Origin of the sequence: Tatumella citrea (genome assembly GCF_002163585.1) — a bacterium.
GTDB classification, from domain to species: Bacteria; Pseudomonadota; Gammaproteobacteria; order Enterobacterales; family Enterobacteriaceae; genus Tatumella; species Tatumella citrea.
On record NZ_CP015579.1, the window covers coordinates 609,943 to 628,239 of the forward strand.

General features: G+C 53.3%; 18 protein-coding genes. 10 read left to right on the forward strand and 8 right to left on the reverse strand.

All coding sequences use genetic code 11. The features are described from left to right. Positions 1-4 precede the first annotated feature (4 nt). From A7K98_RS02955 to A7K98_RS02985, 7 genes are all read right to left on the reverse strand, one after another. Positions 5-1,579, reverse strand: a complete 1,575-nt coding sequence (locus A7K98_RS02955) for an aldehyde dehydrogenase (NADP(+)) (RefSeq protein WP_087487223.1) — start codon at positions 1,577-1,579, stop codon at positions 5-7. Positions 1,580-1,596: 17 nt separating this feature from the next. Further along, positions 1,597-2,865: an NAD(P)/FAD-dependent oxidoreductase gene (locus A7K98_RS02960; RefSeq protein WP_087487224.1), complete on the reverse strand. Its 1,269-nt coding sequence runs from the start codon at positions 2,863-2,865 to the stop codon at positions 1,597-1,599. Further along, positions 2,858-3,094 (reverse strand): (2Fe-2S)-binding protein, encoded by a 237-nt coding sequence (locus A7K98_RS02965; protein WP_087487225.1) that lies wholly within the window; start codon positions 3,092-3,094, stop codon positions 2,858-2,860. Before A7K98_RS02965 ends, A7K98_RS02960 begins: the two co-directional genes overlap by 8 nt. Beyond that, on the reverse strand, positions 3,075-4,199 hold the full coding sequence (locus A7K98_RS02970; RefSeq protein WP_087487226.1) for an NAD(P)/FAD-dependent oxidoreductase: 1,125 nt from the start codon (positions 4,197-4,199) through the stop codon (positions 3,075-3,077). Before A7K98_RS02970 ends, A7K98_RS02965 begins: the two co-directional genes overlap by 20 nt. Further along, positions 4,199-5,128: a 4-hydroxyproline epimerase gene (locus A7K98_RS02975; RefSeq protein ID WP_087487227.1), complete on the reverse strand. Its 930-nt coding sequence runs from the start codon at positions 5,126-5,128 to the stop codon at positions 4,199-4,201. Before A7K98_RS02975 ends, A7K98_RS02970 begins: the two co-directional genes overlap by 1 nt. 78 nt (positions 5,129-5,206) lie before the next feature. Further along, entirely contained in the window at positions 5,207-6,838 is a 1,632-nt protein-coding gene (locus tag A7K98_RS02980; RefSeq protein WP_087487228.1) for an APC family permease, read from the reverse strand. A 431-nt stretch (positions 6,839-7,269) separates the two neighbouring features. Beyond that, positions 7,270-8,190, reverse strand: coding sequence for a DMT family transporter (locus tag A7K98_RS02985; RefSeq protein ID WP_087487229.1), 921 nt, complete (start codon positions 8,188-8,190; stop codon positions 7,270-7,272). 307 nt (positions 8,191-8,497) lie between these two features. Here A7K98_RS02985 and A7K98_RS02990 point away from each other — a divergent pair, with 307 nt between their 5' ends. The 4 genes from A7K98_RS02990 to A7K98_RS03005 are packed head-to-tail and all read left to right on the forward strand — an operon-like array spanning position 8,498 to position 11,813. Then, positions 8,498-9,337 (forward strand): transporter substrate-binding domain-containing protein, encoded by an 840-nt coding sequence (locus A7K98_RS02990; protein WP_087487230.1) that lies wholly within the window; start codon positions 8,498-8,500, stop codon positions 9,335-9,337. A 3-nt stretch (positions 9,338-9,340) separates the two neighbouring features. Next, on the forward strand, positions 9,341-10,048 hold the full coding sequence (gene pxpB, locus A7K98_RS02995; protein ID WP_169715405.1) for a 5-oxoprolinase subunit PxpB: 708 nt from the start codon (positions 9,341-9,343) through the stop codon (positions 10,046-10,048). Then, complete coding sequence (locus tag A7K98_RS03000; RefSeq protein ID WP_087487232.1) at positions 10,045-11,028, forward strand: 5-oxoprolinase subunit C family protein; 984 nt, start codon at positions 10,045-10,047, stop codon at positions 11,026-11,028. The genes pxpB and A7K98_RS03000 overlap by 4 nt, the downstream gene beginning before the upstream one ends. Positions 11,029-11,042: 14 nt before the next feature. Beyond that, the gene (locus A7K98_RS03005) at positions 11,043-11,813 is read left to right on the forward strand and encodes a LamB/YcsF family protein (RefSeq protein ID WP_087487233.1); all 771 of its coding nucleotides are present in this window, start codon (positions 11,043-11,045) and stop codon (positions 11,811-11,813) included. A 114-nt stretch (positions 11,814-11,927) separates the two neighbouring features. On the opposite strand, the gene A7K98_RS03010 is transcribed toward A7K98_RS03005, so the two are convergent. Further along, positions 11,928-13,133 carry a pyridoxal phosphate-dependent aminotransferase gene (locus A7K98_RS03010; RefSeq protein ID WP_087487234.1) on the reverse strand — a complete coding sequence of 402 codons (1,206 nt, stop codon included), beginning with the start codon at positions 13,131-13,133 and terminating at the stop codon, positions 11,928-11,930. A gap of 467 nt (positions 13,134-13,600) precedes the next feature. Here A7K98_RS03010 and nac point away from each other — a divergent pair, with 467 nt between their 5' ends. The 6 genes from nac (at position 13,601) to A7K98_RS03045 (ending at position 18,194) form a co-directional block, all read left to right on the forward strand. Continuing rightward, positions 13,601-14,524 carry a nitrogen assimilation transcriptional regulator NAC gene (nac, locus tag A7K98_RS03020; RefSeq protein ID WP_087487236.1) on the forward strand — a complete coding sequence of 308 codons (924 nt, stop codon included), beginning with the start codon at positions 13,601-13,603 and terminating at the stop codon, positions 14,522-14,524. 109 nt (positions 14,525-14,633) lie between these two features. After that, positions 14,634-15,104 carry an acetyl-CoA carboxylase biotin carboxyl carrier protein gene (locus tag A7K98_RS03025; RefSeq protein WP_087487237.1) on the forward strand — a complete coding sequence of 157 codons (471 nt, stop codon included), beginning with the start codon at positions 14,634-14,636 and terminating at the stop codon, positions 15,102-15,104. A 110-nt stretch (positions 15,105-15,214) separates the two neighbouring features. Continuing rightward, the gene (locus A7K98_RS03030; RefSeq protein ID WP_087487238.1) at positions 15,215-15,976 is read left to right on the forward strand and encodes an SDR family oxidoreductase; all 762 of its coding nucleotides are present in this window, start codon (positions 15,215-15,217) and stop codon (positions 15,974-15,976) included. Positions 15,977-15,990: 14 nt separating this feature from the next. Next, positions 15,991-16,686, forward strand: coding sequence for an amino acid ABC transporter permease (locus A7K98_RS03035; protein ID WP_087487239.1), 696 nt, complete (start codon positions 15,991-15,993; stop codon positions 16,684-16,686). 5 nt (positions 16,687-16,691) lie between these two features. Next, positions 16,692-17,447 (forward strand): amino acid ABC transporter permease, encoded by a 756-nt coding sequence (locus tag A7K98_RS03040; protein WP_087487240.1) that lies wholly within the window; start codon positions 16,692-16,694, stop codon positions 17,445-17,447. A gap of 9 nt (positions 17,448-17,456) precedes the next feature. Continuing rightward, entirely contained in the window at positions 17,457-18,194 is a 738-nt protein-coding gene (locus A7K98_RS03045) for an amino acid ABC transporter ATP-binding protein (RefSeq protein WP_087487241.1), read from the forward strand. Positions 18,195-18,297 lie beyond the last annotated feature (103 nt).

Here is an 18,297-nt window from a genome sequence, read left to right on the forward strand (position 1 = left end):
CTCCTTACAGAGCTTCGCGGGTCATTTTACCGTTAACCAGCCTGTCGATTTTCAGCGGGTTGCTATCCTGCAACGCGGCCGGCAGCAGATGTTGCGGATAGTTCTGGTAACAGACAGGGCGCAGATAACGTTCGATGGCCAGTGTACCTACCGAGGTGCCACGTGAATCAGAAGTGGCAGGATAAGGGCCACCATGAACCATAGCATCACAAACCTCAACCCCTGTCGGATAACCATTAACCAGCAGGCGACCGGCTTTCTGTTCAATAACAGGCACCAGATCTGCGAAATCTACCAGGTCGTTATCTTCTGCCAGCAGAGTGATGGTCAACTGACCACGTATCGCGCGTAACGCGGCTTTTAACTGCTGGTGGCTTTCCACTTCAATGACCACACTCACCGGGCCGAAAACTTCTTCCTGTAATAACGGATCACCGTTCAGCAGCAATTCTGCCCCGGCACTGAACAGTTGCGGGAATGCCTGGACGCCCTGTTGAGGCTGGCCAGCGAGATGAGTTACCCCCGGGTGTTGTGACAGTTCCTGCAGTCCGTGCTGGTAGCTGGCCAGTACACCACGGTTCAGCATGGTCTGGGCCGGGCTGCTGGCAATATTGTCACTCATTTGCTGTAAAAATGCGGAGAACTGAGGAGAACGGATGCCGATAATCATGCCCGGGTTGGTGCAGAACTGGCCGCATCCGGCAACCACTGAATCGGTCAGTTGGCGGGCAATTTCTGTGCCACGGTTCTGCAGAGCTTCCGGCAGCAGCAACATCGGATTGATACTGCTCATTTCGGCAAATACCGGAATTGGCTGAGATCGTGCCGCAGCCATATCACAGATAGCGCGGCCACCACGCAGTGAGCCGGTAAAGCCGACCGCCTGGATTTCCGGATGACGCACCACAACACTGCCAATATTGCTGCCATACAGCATATTAAACACGCCGCCTGGCAGACCACATTTTTCCAGTGCGGTAATAATTGCGGTAGCCACATATTCAGCGGTGATCATATGACCGGTATGGGCTTTCATCACGACAGAGCAACCGGCCGCCAGTGCTGATGCGGTATCGCCGCCTGCCGTAGAGAACGCCAGCGGGAAGTTACTGGCGCCAAATACGGCGACAGGGCCGACACCCAGTTTAGCCTGACGTAAATCGGGGCGCGGTAACGGGGTGCGATCCGGTAATGCTGTATCAATCCGGGCACCCAAAAAATCTCCGCGCGCTAACACGGTAGCAAACAGTCGCATCTGGCCGCTGGTGCGCGCTCGTTCACCGCGAATTCGTCCTTCCGGCAGTGCGGTCTCCTGCATTACTTTGTGAATAAATTCGTCGTCCAGTGCGTCCAGTTCATCGGCAATGCTGTTCAGCAGCTCAGCCCGTTGCTGCACCGTGGTTTGCCGGAAGATCTGAAAAGCATCAGCCGCAGCAACACAAGCCGCACTGGCTTCCTGTTCGGTGGCGGCATAGAAGGTGGCCAGAGTTTCTCCTGTAGTTGCATCCACACTGTGCAGTTGTTCCTGGCCTTGCTGGCTACGCTGGCCCTGAATAAATTGTTTTCCCTGAATTTGCATAGTCGTTTTCCTGTTGATTAAGTAGGTGATCGGGGGGCTTGCTCATCCGGCAGACACAGTGTGTCAATCCGTGCATTCATTACGGGCGGTCGGGTCTGGCTGCCGGCCAGTGGCTTAAGAAAGCGCAGACTGCTATGGCAGATTTTTCCCTGACAGGGACCCATGCCGCAACGGGTGAGCATTTTGATATGTTTCAGATTTTCCAGTGAACTGACCTCTGACCAACGCACGTCCTCACAACGGCAGATCACAGTAGAATCGCTGACCAGATTTTTTAACTCGCTTTTCAGGCCGAAGCCTTGTTTTAGCAGCAGGGCAAATGCCTGCCAGTGTTCGCGGCGGGCTATCCACGAGGTAGCATGTTGTGGATGACCAGCGGCGCAGTAGCCGGCAATGGTGCCTTCGGCTATCGACAGCTCACTGCCGCCAATGCCGGTACACTCTCCGGCAGCGTAGATACCGGGCAGTTGGGTGCGTTGGTGTTCATCAACGAAAATACCGTCGTTGTCATGTTCTGCTCCCAGCAGTTCGGCCAGTTGCAGATTAGGGACCAGACCATAACCACAGGCCAGACGGTCACAGGAAATCGTTTTTTCCTGTCTGCCCTGACGGATTTTTACCGCTTCCAGTCGGCTGTCACCCAGTGCTTCGGTGACATAGCTGCCTGCCCGGTAGTGGCGGTTAAATAACGTGACGGCCTGGCCCAGTTTTGATGGCCAGCGCCAGAGTTGTGCCATCATAGCGACAACCGCCGGCCAGGATTGTTGTTCCAGCAGGCCGATAATCTGCGCACCCTGTTGTTTTGCGGTGTGGGCGCTGGCCAGCAATAACGGGCCGCTTCCGGCGATAACAATCCGTTGTGAAGTGACAGGTACACCGCCTTTAACTAATGCCTGTAACCCGCCAGCCCCCGTCACTCCGGGGAGTGTCCAGCCGGGAAACGGCAGCAGCAATTCACGGGCACCGGTGCAGATAATGACTTTTTCGGCACGTAGCTGGCTGGCTTGCTGATTTTCTTCCAGCAGATACACACCTTCACGGATACACATCACCAGCCGGGTTGCCGGCATCAGCCGGATACGCGGATGCTGGCGGAGTTTTTCCAGCGCCAGCAAGGCATTGTCCGGTAAGTGGCTGCCGGGACCCCCACGCCAGATTTGTCCGCCAGCCCGTGGGTTATCATCAATCACCACGACATGACAGCCGCAGTCGGCTGCCGCCAGCGCCGCCGAGATCCCTGCGGGACCCGCACCGGCCACCAGAATATCTGTCTGCAATTCACTCATAGGTCACCACTTCCATCGCTTCCTGGCATAAGGTCTGACAGGCCAGTCGTCGCTGTCCGTTAATCATTACCCGGCACTCCTGGCAGATACCCATGCCGCACACCGGAGCGCGCCGGCTGCCACTGACTGAGGTACGACTGCAGTGGTCGCCCACCATACTCAGTGCAGCAGCGACCGTCGCACCTTCTGCCAGGGTGACCTGTTGTCCGTCAATGAATAGCTGTGGCATAAGCTTCTCCGTGAACTAAAAACCGGTCAGGCAGAAAATCGTGCCCTGACAGTGGTGGTGGGGTATTCAGTAACGCTGCGGTGATTAAATCTGCGGTTGCTGTCGCAGTTGTGACTCCCAGACCTTCATGGCCGACGGCCAGCCAGACTCCCGCACGATGGGGATGACGTCCAATCAGCGGCAGGCCATCCGGGGAAGCAGCACGGGAACCTGTCCAGGCCCGGACGGCATTGAGTTGCCGGAGTGCCGGTGCATATTCACAGGCACGCCGTAACATTTTGCTCAGCATCCAGCTTTCCACCTGTGGATCGGTAGTATCAAACTGCCGTGTTGATCCAATCAATAACTGACCGGTGGGGCGCGGCTGAATATTGCAGGCGGTGGAAGGTCCGCTGGCATTGTGGGCGCTGGTGACATATCCAAGTTCGACCAGAGTACGACGGGCAATACCGGGATAGCGGTCGGTAATCAACAGATGGCCTTTTTTGGGGACTACCGGAATTTCCGGCAGCAGATCCGGGGCCTGTACACCATTGGCCAGCAAAATATGTGGTGCTCTGAAACGACGACCATCGCGACAGACAACCTGCGGTTCTTCGATAGCGGTGACTTCCGCAGTCACACGACGGATGCCAGGCTGATTTAACATCCAGTCAGCGACGACCGGAGCATAGAGAATGCCATCGCTGCTGATTTCCAGCCCGCCGGTCAGTCCTTCACGAATCAGAGGTTCGGCCTCAGTCATCTGTTGCCCCGTCAGCAGGCGACAGGGGATACCTTGTTGTTGCAGGATGGTGGCTTTCTTTTCGGCAACCTCCATCTCTTCATCACTGGCTGCCATCCACAACGTGCCATTCTGTTTCCAGGCTGCGCCCGCAGGAAGTTGCTGGCTGATATCCCGCCAGCGTTGCAGCGAATAACCGGTAATCGACAGTTCCGCCGGGTTATCGTCAAGAATCAGCAGATGGCCCATTCCTGAGGCAGTCGCGGCCGGAAAACCCGCATCCAGCACTACCACCGATAAACCGTGTGATGCCAGTTGCCAGGCGCAACAGGCACCGACAATCCCGCCGCCAATGACAATCACATCGGCAGTGTCTGACATCAGACAATCCCCCAGGCAAACGGATCATTATCATCAATCAGCAGGGTAGTTTCGCCACAGATATGAGCAGTCCCGCGCAGGGTTGGAATAATTTTATCTCCCTCAGGCTGATAACTGGCAATGAAACGGCTGCCAATCACGCTGGCCTGGCACCACTCTTCTCCGGCGGCAAGTTTGCCATCGGCAGCCAGGCAGGCTAGTTTTGCACTGGTGCCAGTACCACAAGGAGATCGATCCCATTGCCCGCCGGGGCAAAGTACAAAACTGCGGCTGTCGGCTTGCGGATCGGCGGCAAAAAGCTCGATGTGATCGATAATTCCCTGCTGATCGCCGAAGATCTCCTGCTGTTGTAATTCCTGTTGAACCTGCAGGGCATAACGGGTCAGTGCCGGGATATTTTGCGGAGTGACTTCTAATCCGTGATCATTGATCAGGAAAAACCAGTTTCCTCCCCAGGAGATATCTCCGGTGATCTCACCCAGAGTCTCACTGTGCAGTGTGACCGCTTTACGGTAACGCCAGGAGGGAACATTACGGACACTGACGCTCAGATCCTCGTGCAGAGTCGCGGTAACTTTGCCGACCGGGGTTTCGATGATATGTTCCCCCGGGGCGATTTTCCCCATATGTGCCAGCGAACGTACCAGTCCGATGGTTCCGTGACCACACATCCCGAGGTATCCGGTGTTATTGAAGAAAATCACTCCGGCCGCCGCCGCCGGATCGACCGGCTCGCACAGCAGCGCCCCTACCAGCACATCGTTACCGCGAGGTTCCAGCATGCAGGTACGACGATAGTGGTCAAACTCGCCGGACAGCCGCTCTAGTCTTTCGGCCATTGTGCCTTGCCCCAGATCCGGAAAACCCGCCGTCACTAAGCGGGTGGGTTCACCACCGGTATGTGAATCAATAATCGCGATCTTCTGCATATCTTCCCCGTAAATTCTGATTAACGTGCAAACTCTGTTAGCGAAGGCGGTGCTGACAGCAACCGCCTTCGCATTCGCTTAATGTGTCTGACGATACGCGGGCTGTACCGCGCGGGATGGCCGACGGACTGCCGCCGGGCTCTGCACGGCAGTATCTTCGTCATTAAAATCGACCATTGCAGCGGGTAAGGCTACCGCTGAGCCCCAGTAGTAGATAACCAGCGCAACTACGGCGACCACCAGGGTATCCAGCGGATGAGAAATATAACCATGACCACCAAAACTACCGGCCCAGGAAAGTACCAGCATTGCTGCATAGAAAGCGATCAGCCAGGATGAGGAGATAACCTGCTGTTTCATTGATATTTTTTTGGTCGGAGCAAACCGTGCACAGGCAACATAGATGATAAACATCAGGATCTGTAAGCCAAGCAGCCAGGAGATAGTGCTCCAGCCTGACCAGTAGACAATCAGCGATGCGATAATAAATGACAGCGGACCAATTACGCTAAAACCACGGACCCGGAAAGGACGCTCAAGATCAGGGCTGGTTTTGCGTAATGCCGCGACCGTAATTGGTGCCAGTGCATAACTAAGTACCAGGGCAGCAGAGACCACATTAATCAGTGCTTCCCAGGACGGGAAGGGCAGTGTCCAGAACACTGACAGAGCGAAAGATAACCACAATGCCGGACGCGGAATGCCCGATTTTTTATCCACCCGGGCGAAGATGCTAAACAGAGTACCGGATTTGGCCCAGGCATAGACAACCCGCGGGGTGGCGTTCATATAGATATTGCCGCAACCGGTCGGAGAGATGATGGCGTCAGCCACCACGAAGTAGCCCAGCCAGGCAATACCCAGAGCCAGAGTGATATCACGGTAAGGCAGGGTGAATTCTTTGCTGATAGCCGCCCAGCCGTGTGCCAGCATTTCGGTCGGAATACTACCGACGAATGCCAGTTGCAGTAACACATAAATGATGGCCGACAGTAATACGGAAGCGATCATCGCAATCGGAATAGTGCGTTGCGGGTTTTGTACCTCACTGGCTACCGAAATGATCGGTGTCAGACCCAGGTAAGCAAAGATAACGCCACCGGCAGAGACTGCCATTTCCACGCCACTCATACCGAATGGCGCAAACTGCGCAATGTGCAGGTTGGCAGGTTTAAAAAACATAAACAGGCAGCCCAGCACCAGCAGTGGCACAATAAACTTGAACACACTGATAATGTTATTAGTACGGGCAAAGGTTTTGACGCTGTTGTAGTTAATATAGAAAAAACCGCACAGCACTACGAACTGGAAAATCCAGCCAGCGACCGTTGGTGCGCCGGAACTACTGATGGTCAGTCCCGGAAACCAGGCACCGGCATACTGACGTGCAGCAACCACTTCGATGGCAACCAGACTGGTAAAGGCAATAACCGTGATGGACCCCATCAGATAGCCGAGTAGCGGGCCGTGCGAATAGACCGGATAGCTAATCACTCCTCCGGCCCGTGGGATAGCTGCACCCAGCTCGCAAAAAACAATTCCCAGCAACAGCACGGCAAAGCCGCCGATCATCCATGAAAAAATACCTGCCGGGCCGGCTATTGACGAAACATGGCTGGCGGCGAACAGCCAGCCAGAACCAAAAATAGCGCCTAACCCGATAAACGTCAGGTCAGTCAGCGACAGCTGTTTTTTAAAATTTCCAGACATAAACACCCCGTAATGAGTTGCTGAAAGCATTGTTTTTTTAACAATGAATTAACAGTATACTATATTCGATATCTGATCAATCAGGAGCATTTTGCATGCCAGTTTTTAAGTTATTGTTTTTTATAGGGTGATGATTAGATGGCGATCACCGATAGTGCATATTTGGGATGCAAGGCACAAATCCGGTGCAAAAATTACTGTCACCGGGTGTGATGTTGCTTAATGCCGGGGATGAGGGGGGTAAGATTTAACTTTGGTGGTGATCAGCACTGCGAAACCGACAGAAAAACTCAGTTGCCGTCAGAAACCGGAAGTGTGCTTTGTTTGTCTGCAAAGTTTTTAGGGCAGGTAATAAGCGGCAAAAGTCAGGAGCGATCGGGGGTGAAACGGTAGTTTGACTCCCGGGCGGGAGTCAAAGTCATACGAGGATATTAACTGGCGGTTTCTCTGACCCGTGGACGTCTGCGGCGTTGCTCTGACCACAAAGTAAATATTCCTGCCATCGCCACTATACTGGCGCCCAGTAATGTGGAGGGTCCTGGCAGACTACTCAGGAACAGATAACCAATCACCATTGACCACACCAGAGTGGTGTAATCAAACGGGGCCAGCAACGAGGCATCGGTAAAACGCAGACTGAGCGTCACCAGTATCTGGGCCATGCCGCCAAATAACCCACAACCAGTCAGTAACAGGAGTTGTTGATGAGTGGGGACCTTCCAGCCAAACGCGGCAGTCGCTAATCCGATAAGTGTGGTCATCAGTGAAAAATAGAACACAATCGCGCCGGGTTTCTCAATGCCATTCAGAAAACGGATTTGCACATTCGATGTTGCGGTACAGAGGGCTGCCACCAGAGCAAACAGCACACCAAGCGCAGCTCCGTCGTGTCCACTGTGGCCAAAGAGTAATGAACTGCTGCTGCCGGGACCGGAGAATAACATGACAATAATCCCTGAGAATCCGGCGACCACGGCTAACCAGCGCGACAGACGAACGTGCTCTTTCAGCAGAATTGCAGCCATAATCACGGTAAACAGCGGAGCGGCATAACTGAGTGCGGTAGCATCTGCCAGAGAAATATACACCAGTGCCAGGTAGTTGAAGTACATGCCGCCGGTTCCGGAAAAGCCACGGATAAGATGACCAAACAGATTATGGGTTTTAATATTATCCCTGATATTGCCCTGCAGTTTTAGCCAGGTCAGCAACGGAAATAACGCAATAAATGAGCGGAAAAAAATAACCTCGCCGGTAGGAATCTGACCATGGAGACCTTTAACGCAGGCCAGCATCAGGGTTGAACAGAGACATGAAGATATTTTCAGCAATACCCCTAATCTGGAATTCATTTTTTTATCCTGTGAGATGAATCGCCTGGTTCTGTCACAGAAGCAGGATCAGCACCACGATAGGCAGGAAGAGAAATGACGGATAACAGGATTTGATTGTGGGTCGATAATTTTTGCTTATTGTTGGCTGGCGTGACCTGATTTCACCTGCCATATAATTCGCCTATCTCCCGACAGGCTTTACCTCTTACCGCAAATTTTACCCCGCCGATATAGTCGTTATGCACCGCAAGAAACCTTAATACGCTTATCAGCCTGTCATCTGTCTGACAGGGGGATGGTGTAAACATCCACAGGAGATGACTGCATGGCATTTAAACGATACTCTTCCCTGGCTCTGGCGTTACCACTGTTGATGGTGGTTTCAGCCGCAAAAGCTGATTTGCTCGCTTCGGTAAAAAGTTCAGGTGTGCTGAGATGCGCAGTCTATTCTGATGTGCCGCCGTTTGCGTCCCCTGATCCTAAAACCCGTCAGTTAAGCGGTATGGATATTGACCTGTGTAAAGCACTGGCCAGCCAGATGGGAGTCAAACCACAACTGGTTCCGACCTCGGTAGAAGCACGTGTTGCAGTCATTGCTACCGGGCGTGCCGATGTTCTGATTGCTAACCTGGCTTATACCAAAACCCGTGGCAGTCAGATTCAGTTCAGCGACCCCTACTACATTGCCAAAGAGATGCTGGTGGTTAAAGCCGCGAATGCCGGTAAACCGCTGAGCTACTTCAAAGGTAAGCGCATCAGTGCTAATAAAGGCACAACTTCCGAGCAGTCAATTGTCCTGAAAGGCGGAAAACCGGTGACCTTCCAGGATGCCGCCTCAGCTTTCCTTGCGCTGGAACAGAACAAAGTCCAGGGCTTCGTGACCAATACAATGACGGCCATCAAGATGATTTCTCAGGCACAGAAAGATGGTATTGGCCTGGCAATGATCAAAGAGCCAATGGCGCTAGAACCAATCGGCGTTGGCATGAAAAAGGGTGAGCCGCAACTGCTGGCCAGTGTGAACAGCAGCCTGAAAGCGATGGATGATAACGGCACCATCGATAAAATCTGGAACACCTGGATTGGTCCAAATACCGAATACAAAATGGTGCGTGAAGACCACGTACAGCCATTATCTTCACTGAAGTTCCAGCCGTTGGATTAACCCATGGAATTGATTTCAGGAGAGCCAAAGTCGCCTGCGCTTTTATCGGTGGTTTCCGTTCAGCGGTTGCGGATTTCGGCAATGGGGGCCAGGGCATGGCTGGCTGAAGCTCCCGGAGGGTTTGATTTAGCCGCCCAGCGACGTATCTGGTCGCTGGCCGCCGGATTACGTCATGACCCGGCGGTTGAAATGCTTATCCCCGGGGTGACTAATCTGCTGGTGATACTGAAACAGATTCCGGAGGATCCGCAGCAGGTTATGGTCTGGCTGGAAGAGCTGTGGCAACAAGCCCGCGCTATCGATCTGCAAGGACGTGAAGTCATTATCCCTGTTGAATATGGCGGAGAGCAGGCCATCGATCTGGACAATGTCTGTCGCCATACCGGGTTGAGTGCGGCTGAAGTGATTCGCCGCCATTATCAGGGACATTACACGGTCTGCGCCGTCGGAAGTGCGCCCGGATTTGGCTATTTACATGGTCTGGATCCGGCGCTGGCAACACCCCGAAAATCAGTGCCATCTCTGAATATGCTGAAAGGTACGGTGACCATTGGCGGACCTCAGACCGGGGTTTCGGTGTTAACCGGGCCGAATGGCTGGAATGCCATCGGCTTTGCCAGTGTGGAATTTTTTGACCCGCTACGTACCCCTCCGGCTCTGATTGCTCCCGGCGATATCATCCGTTTTGTTCCGGAGAAAACCGAACAGTGATTGAAATAGAACAAAGTGCTGCCCTGAATACTGTTCAGGATGCCGGGCGACCCGGCTGGCGTGATATCGGCGTCTCTGTCAGTGGAGTGATGGATCCGCTGGCGCTGAGAGCAGGTAATATTTTGCTGGGTAATGACGAGAATAGTGCCGCAATCGAGATTCAGCTGTTTCCGTTCAGAGTCACATTCTTACAGGATACGGCAATAGCTCTGACCGGTGCGGATTGCCGGGCGTTACTGGACGGGCAGCCATTGCCAGGCTGGTGGGCGTGCCCGGTGAAAAAAGGCCAGCAACTGGAACTACGTTTTCCCCGTAGCGGCGCTCGTGGCTATCTGTGCGTGGCAGGCGGGATTGAGGTTGCTCAGGTGCTGGGTTCCCGCAGTACCTCTTTACGTGGCGAATTTGGTGGCATGGACGGCAGACCTCTCCGGCGGGGTGACTGCCTGGCCATCGGCAGTAATGCATCAGCGCGGCTGCCTGCTGGAGGAATCGGCGTTGAGCCGCCACAACATGCGCTGCATTATGCTTTTCCCCGCAACAGCAAAGGGGAAGTTCAAATTCGTGCTATTCCTTCCGGTGAGTATCATTTATTCAGCTCACAGTCAGACCGTTTCTGGCAGCAAAGCTGGAAAGTTTCTATGCAGAGTAACCGTACCGGCTACCGGCTGAGCGGGACTCCGTTACAGCCCTCGGAAACTATCGAACTTCGTTCCTACGGTCTGATCCCCGGTATCATCCAGGTGCCGCCAGCAGGCGAGCCAATTATTCAGCTAAGTGATGCTAATACCGCCGGAGGCTATCCGAAAATCGCCTGTGTGATTGAGGAAGATCTCTGGTTGCTGGGGCAGATTCAGCCCGGAGAGAGCCTGCAACTGGTACAGACCGATTATCATCAGGCGAAGGAAATTCGTGCACTGACTGAACGCTGGTTAGATGAATTGCGCACTCATGTGGCTCTGTGGCGCCATGCTGTTTGCTGACAAGGAGACGAGAGATGAAAATTGATGTGAATTCCGATATGGGCGAAGGGTTTGGTATCTGGCAGGTGTGCGATGATGCCGCACTTATTAATCATGTTTCCTCAGCCAATATTGCCTGCGGATTTCATGCCGGTGATCCGGCCATCATGACCCGGATGGTACGTATGGCCCGTCAACGTGGCGTGGGTATCGGCGCGCATCCGGGGTTTCCGGACCGGCAGGGCTTTGGTCGTCGTGAGCATAGCTATTCCGCAGAAGAGATTTGTCAGCAGGTGGTCTATCAGTTCGGTGCCTTGCAGGGAATTGCCACTGCAGAAGGTACGCGGATTGCACATCTGAGTTTTCATGCAGCTATGGGCAATCAGATTAACCGTGATCCACAACTGGCATTACAGGTAATGCAGGCCGTCGCGCGGATTGATCCTCAGGTAATTGTCTTTTGTATGGCCGATACCATTATTGAGTCAGCGGCCAGAGAAGCGGGGTTACCGACGCTGACACTGTTCCTGGTGGATCGTGCTTATCAACAGGAAGGCCGGCTGGTACCGCGCGGTCAGCCAGGCGCCGTGATTACTGCTGAGGCTGAAGTGCGTGCCCGTGTTCGCCAGTTTCTGGATAAAGGCACGGTAACTACCATTGAAGGGACGGAAATAGTTGTGCGTGCCGGTTCTATCCTTATCCACAGTGATACCCCGGGTTCTGTAGAACTGGCCGAACTGGTGTGCAGCGAAATTAGTGCCAGTGGTCATACCCTGGCCCCGGCGGCGGAAGTATTGTCTCAGTAGTCATTTTGCACGGTAGCTGTGTTTACCGCGTTCTGTTGCAGAGCGCGGTTTTTTTATGGCCCGCAAACAATAAAGCCACCCCGAAGGATGGCTTTGTGTCGGACAGCTGACTGGTTATGACAGAAAGCCACTGCAGAAGGCATGAATGCGGTCGCAACCAGTTTCCAGACGCTCCATGCTGGTCGCATATGAGATACGAAAATAGGGGCTCATACCGTAGGCTGCACCCGGTACTGTCACCACATACTGCTCTTCAATCAGCGCCATCACAAAATCACTGTCGTTATTAATTAACCGTCCACCGGCCGTCGTTCTGCCGATAAATTCGCTGACATTGATAAACAGATAGAATGCGCCGCCAGGAGTATGACAACTCAGGCCTGGTACAGCGTTTAGTCTTTTAACAACATAGTCCCGGCGCTGCTGATAAATTTCGGCACGGTGTTTCAGCAGATCCTGCGGGCCATCCAGCACAGCGACAGCCGCCGCCTGAGTCAGTGTACAGATACCACCGGCATTCTGCGTATTGACGTTACTCATTGCGGTGATGAGCGTTTTAGGACCCCCGCAGAAGCCGAGACGCCAGCCAGTCATTGACCAGGCTTTTGATACGCCGTTCACCGTCAAAACTCTGTCTTTAAGACGAGGTTCAACCTGTGCCAGGGTATAGAATGACGCATTATCATAGATAAGATGCTCATAGATATCATCGGTCATAATCCACAGGTCCGGATATCTGAGCAGCATCCCGGCAATAGCCTGTAACTCATCCCGTGTGGCGACAGCACCGGTTGGATTGCCCGGGAAATTCAGCAGCAGCCATTTTGTATTGGGCGTGATTGCCGCTTCAATATCTTCGGGTTGCGGGATAAAGCCATGCTGCTGCTGGCAACTGACAGGCACCGGTGTGCCCCCTGCAAAGCGGATAATATCGGCATAACTAATCCATGACGGAGAAGGGATAACCACCTCATCCCCCGGGTTCAGTGTGGCCATCATGGCATTGAAAATAATTTGTTTTGCGCCACCGGCAGTCAGAATCTGGCTGACATCATAATCTAACTGATTATCTCTGATGAATTTGCGTCGGATTGCCTGACGTAACGCAGGTGAACCATCGGCAGGCGGGTAACGGGTGTCGCCGTTACGGGCTGCGGTATAAGCCGCTTCGATAGCATGGTCCGGAGTCGGGAAGTCTGGCTCACCTGTTGACAGGGTAACAACATCAATCCCTTCCGCTGCAAGATCTCGGGCTTTTTGCGTCAGCGCAAGAGATGCGGAGACGGTGACATTATTCAGACGTTCAGAAATATCAGGCATGGGGTAGCAGTTCCAGGTTACGGGAGTTAAAAGCCGCGTGGCGTGATACGCCCGGGGATAGCGCGGCGTGGCAGAACGTGACCTTGAGTTTCAGGGGTCTGTCAGCAGCATAGAGCGGTGCAGGGGGTAGCGAACAATAACGCTTTGTTGTGGAGTCATAACCTTAGCCAATAGCAGGACAAGCGAATAGTGTCTGTCAGCCAGACGAATAAATGGGTTTCGCAGCAAAAAGTTAACAGACTGTTTTTTAACCTACTGATTATAAGTAATTTTAACCCCGAAATTATGCTGTGCGAATTGATTGCACCAACGTGGTGCGTTAGTGGACAGGTTTCTGCTCTAAGCAGAGCCTATGGCGACAGAACTATTTTTGTTTACTCCGGGGCAAACCGCGCTGTGCGGCGTTTTGCTGATGCTGGCACCGATATTGCTATAACAGACTTATCGCCCGGCACCAGGAGAACCCCATGAATCTGCGCCGCCTGAAGTACTTTGTTAAAATTGTCGATGTCGGCAGCCTGACCCAGGCTGCGGATATTTTGCATATTGCTCAACCGGCACTTAGCCAACAGTTAGCTACCCTGGAAGGGGAGGTCAAACAGCAACTGGTAATTCGTACCCAACGGGGAGTCACTCCGACCGAGGCGGGTAAAATACTCTATGCCCATGCCCAGGCAATCCTCCGGCAATGTGACCAGGCACAAAGCGCCATCGAAGGTGCCGGTAAGGCGCTGACCGGCCATGTGTCGGTAGGGCTGGCACCGGGTACGGCAGCACAGCAACTGGCACTGCCGTTAATGCAGGAAGTTCGCCGCCAGCATCCGGGAATTGTGCTTTATTTCAATGAAAATTTCGGCACTACACTCAGCGAACTGATCATGAACGGGCGGATGGATATGGCGGTGATTTACGATAACCGGCAGATCCACGGGCTGCGTTTTATCTCTCTGATGAAAGAAGATCTGTATCTGGTCTGTCCGTATGCACTGGGAGAACCGGTCACGGAAATCAGCCTGTCTGCAGTGGCCCGGCTCAATCTTTTCCTGCCCCGTATCTACAACATTATGCGCAAAGTGGTGGATGATGCGTTTGTGCAGGAAGGGCTGGGTTATCAGGTCAGTTGTGAAATTGAGTCTCAGACTACCCTGAATGCTGCACTGGCCGCGGGGCTGGGCTGCACGATTATGCCGGAATCTGCCGCCAGGGCGATGCTGGGCGCGTCCAATGCCTGGATGGCAAAGATAACAGAACCTAATGTGCAAACCTCATTGTCCTTCTGTATGTCTGATCATTTGCCGTTATCTCAGCCTGCCGAAGCGGTAAAAACCATCCTGCTGTCACTGATGGCACCACGCGCTCTGGATAATCGCCCGCTGATGCTGGCGGGCTGATAAGCGGATCTTATAGCAGCACAACGAAACCCTCTTACCGGGCGTTAAGGGGGCAGGCTACAGTGCCAGTGACTGACACCCTGATTATTGGCCTGCAGCAGGATACCTAATGGACGCAGCACAGATACGCCTCACTCATTTACGTCAAATGGCCGCCAGCATGTCTGCGGCACGTTTAACCGAAATCAAACTGCAGGGCAGTGGCTGGACGGTGCGGATGCGCTTTAACCCGTCAGAAACACCATTTCCCGATCCCCGGAGCATGGCAAGCAGTCCTGTCGCTTCACAGCCGTCAGACTCGCTGCCGGCGGAATCAGTTTTAACAGTAACGTCCCCTCTGCCTGGTCGCTTTCTGAGCGGCTATCCTGGCCATCCCGAACCTTATGTTCGCGCCGGAGTCCCGGTCAAAGCTGGTGATCTGTTGGGTTTAGTGCAGAGCGGAATGATGCTGTTGCCACTGCGCAGCCCGGCGGACGGAACAATACGCGAAATAATGGTCGGGGGGGAAAACGTTGAATATGACAGCCCCGTAGTTGTGGTGCTCAAAGCAGGGCAAGTCAATGATGATTCGCCGGTATAAGTCCCGCTTATTGGATCACAGCGTTAACCTCTTATTCCGTTTCCACGAAACTTAATACAGTCAGATAAACACTCAGGGCAGCACGGCTGCCCAACCAAGGAGAAGCGATTATGCCATTTTCAGATTATAAGGTTGCTCTGGTGACCGGAGCCTCCGCCGGAATGGGAGAGGCGATAGTTGAGCGTTTATGCCAGGAGGGGATTACCGTTCATGCCGTCGCTCGTCGTGAAGAGCCTCTGTTGGCGCTGGCCGCCCGCACCGGTTGTATTCCTCATGTCGCTGATGTTGGCAATCTGGAAGCGCTGACCGAATTATGTCGTGACCTGCAGGTGGATATTCTGGTGAATAACGCCGGGGTCTCCCGCCCGGGATCAATTCTGAATGCTGATGAAGAGGCCATTGATACACAGGTTGATGTCAATCTGCGGGCGGTCCTGCATCTGTGCCGGTTACTGGTGCCTGGCATGGTAGAGCGTGACCGGGGGCATGTGATTAATATCACCTCGATTGCTGCCATTTATAACTTCAACGGCAACTCGATTTATCACGCCACCAAGGCGGGGGTACATGCGTTGTCTCGTCAGTTGCGTGTCGATTGCTATGGTAAGCGGGTGCGAATCACCGAAATCTGCCCCGGACGGGTCGCGACCGATATTTTTGGCAATGTCTCCGGAGACCACGAAGAAGCGCGTCGCCGTTTTATTGATGGTTTTGAACTGCCTGAGGCAAAAGATATCGCCGACTGTGTCGCCTTTGCTCTGTCTGCTCCGGTAGCGGTAAACATTGGCAATATTGAGATCACGCCAACTCTGCAGGTGCCTGGCGGATTATCAACGATGCGTCCGGCAGACTATGCCGGTGCGGCTGAGTAGAAGGAAAAATTACCATGGCACTCGATTTCAACGCCGTAGTCACCGGTCAGCATGGTCAGATGATAGTGGATGGCATGGTGGTCACTCTGGAGCTGGCAGTGGGTGCCTGGATACTGGCAATGGTTCTGGCTTTACTGTTGGTTGTTATTCGCCTGAGCCATTTTCGCGCCGCTCATTATCTGGTCGCCGCCTATGTCTCTTACCACCGTAATGTACCAACTCTGATTCAGCTGATGATGTGGTACTTCGCCATTCCGACGATGTTACCGCAGGCAGTGCAAAACTGGGTAAATAACTATGATACCGAGTTTTTATTTTCACTGATTGCCCTGGGGTTTTGCCAGGCCGCGTATTTCTCAGAGGATATCCGTAGTGGATTACGGGCCATCCCTAATGGTCAGACGGAAGGTGCCAGATCTCTGGGCATGGGTTATCTGCAGTCAATGCGGCTGGTTATTTTGCCGCAGGCTATCCGTAACGCGCTGCCGTCGGTGATAAACCACACGGTGCTGTTATTCAAGAATACCAGTCTGGCGATGGTGATCGGTGTTGCTGAGCTGACTTATGTCACCCGTGATATCGAAAACGAGACATTCCGGACATTTGAATCCTACCTGGTAGCCAGTGTCGGCTATCTGATTTTCTCGCTGATACTGATGGGGGCCGGAGCATTGCTGGCTCGCCGTTTTCAGCGCGCTTACCAGAGGTAACCAGCATGTCTGATTTTTTCACTATTTTGCACAATAACGGCATGTTATTGCTGATGGGGCAGTATCCCCAGGGACCACTGGGCGGAATTCTGTGCACCTTGCTGCTGTCGCTGCTGGCAGTGATTCTGGCCTTTCCTGTCGGCATTCTGATAGGCCTGGCCAGGCTGGCGCACTGGCGCTGGTTACGGGTAGCTGCCGCCTGTTGGGTATATATGTTGCGCGGTGTTCCTCTGCTGATGGTGGTGTTCTGGACTTACTTCTGTGTGCCATTGCTGGTAGGTCATGATGCTGGTGGGTTTGCCACTATGTTATGCACTCTGGTGGTCTACGAAAGTGCCTATATCGCAGAAATTGTCCGTGGCGGCATTCAGGCGTTGCCTGCAGGACAAAATGAAGCGGCACGGGCATTAGGTATGGGGCATCTGCGCACTCTGTGGCTGGTGATTTTGCCACAGGCTCTCTATAACACCCTGCCAAGTCTGGTCAGCCAGTTAGTTTCGATTATCAAAGATACTTCGCTGGGTTATGTGATTAATGTGCCTGAACTGACCTATGCCGCGAACCAGGTCAATAACCAGTTACTGACCAAACCTTTTCAGGTATTCGCCATTGTTGCGCTGGGATATTACCTGATCAATTTCAGCCTGACCTGGCTGGCGAACCGGCTGGAAAAAAGAATTACTGATAAACGTCAACGTCCGCAACCGGAAAATAATACGGTGACCACGCCAATGGTCCTGTCTCAATCACAATCACAGTAAGGAGCGACCATGCGTTCGATGATTATCTTTAACCAGGTGAATAAATGGTATGGCGAATATCAGGCACTCACCAATGTGAATGCTGAAATAAACAGCGGAGAGGTGGTGGTGGTCTGTGGCCCTTCCGGCTCAGGAAAATCAACATTAATTCGTACGGTTAACCGGCTGGAACCTATCGAACAGGGCGAGATTCTGTTCGACGGCCACAATATTCATGGCAGCAGTACCCGGCTGAATCATCTGCGTCGGCGTATCGGGTTTGTGTTCCAGAATTTTAATCTGTTCCCGCATGTATCAGTGATTGAAAACATTATGATGTCGCCGGTAAAAGTCTTGGGTGTTCGCCGTGGTGAAGCCTTTAAACAGGCGGGTGAGTTGCTGGAACGGGTCGGGATGTCACATAAAGCCGATGCTTATCCGGCCCAGCTTTCCGGCGGACAGCAGCAACGGGTGGCTATTGCCCGCGCCCTGGCGATGAAACCTCCGGTGATGTTATTTGATGAGCCGACCTCGGCACTCGACCCGGAAATGGTGGGGGAAGTTTTGAGTGTGATGCGCAGCCTGGCTCAGGAAGGAATGACCATGATGTGCGTGACCCATGAAATGAATTTTGCCCGGGAAGTGGCAGATACCATCTGGTTTATGGACCAGGGGCAGATTCTGGAAAAAGCGGATCCGGACCAGTTTTTTACTGCGCCTCAGCATCCCCGTGCTCAGCGTTTTCTGTCTGATTTACGTTCTCATTAATCTTTGAGACAGTTTTGGGAAGATTCTGCTAACCCGTCTGCAGGAGGTTCTCCATCTGACAGGCACTGCTGTTATACTTACTCCTTCACGACGCCGGTATACT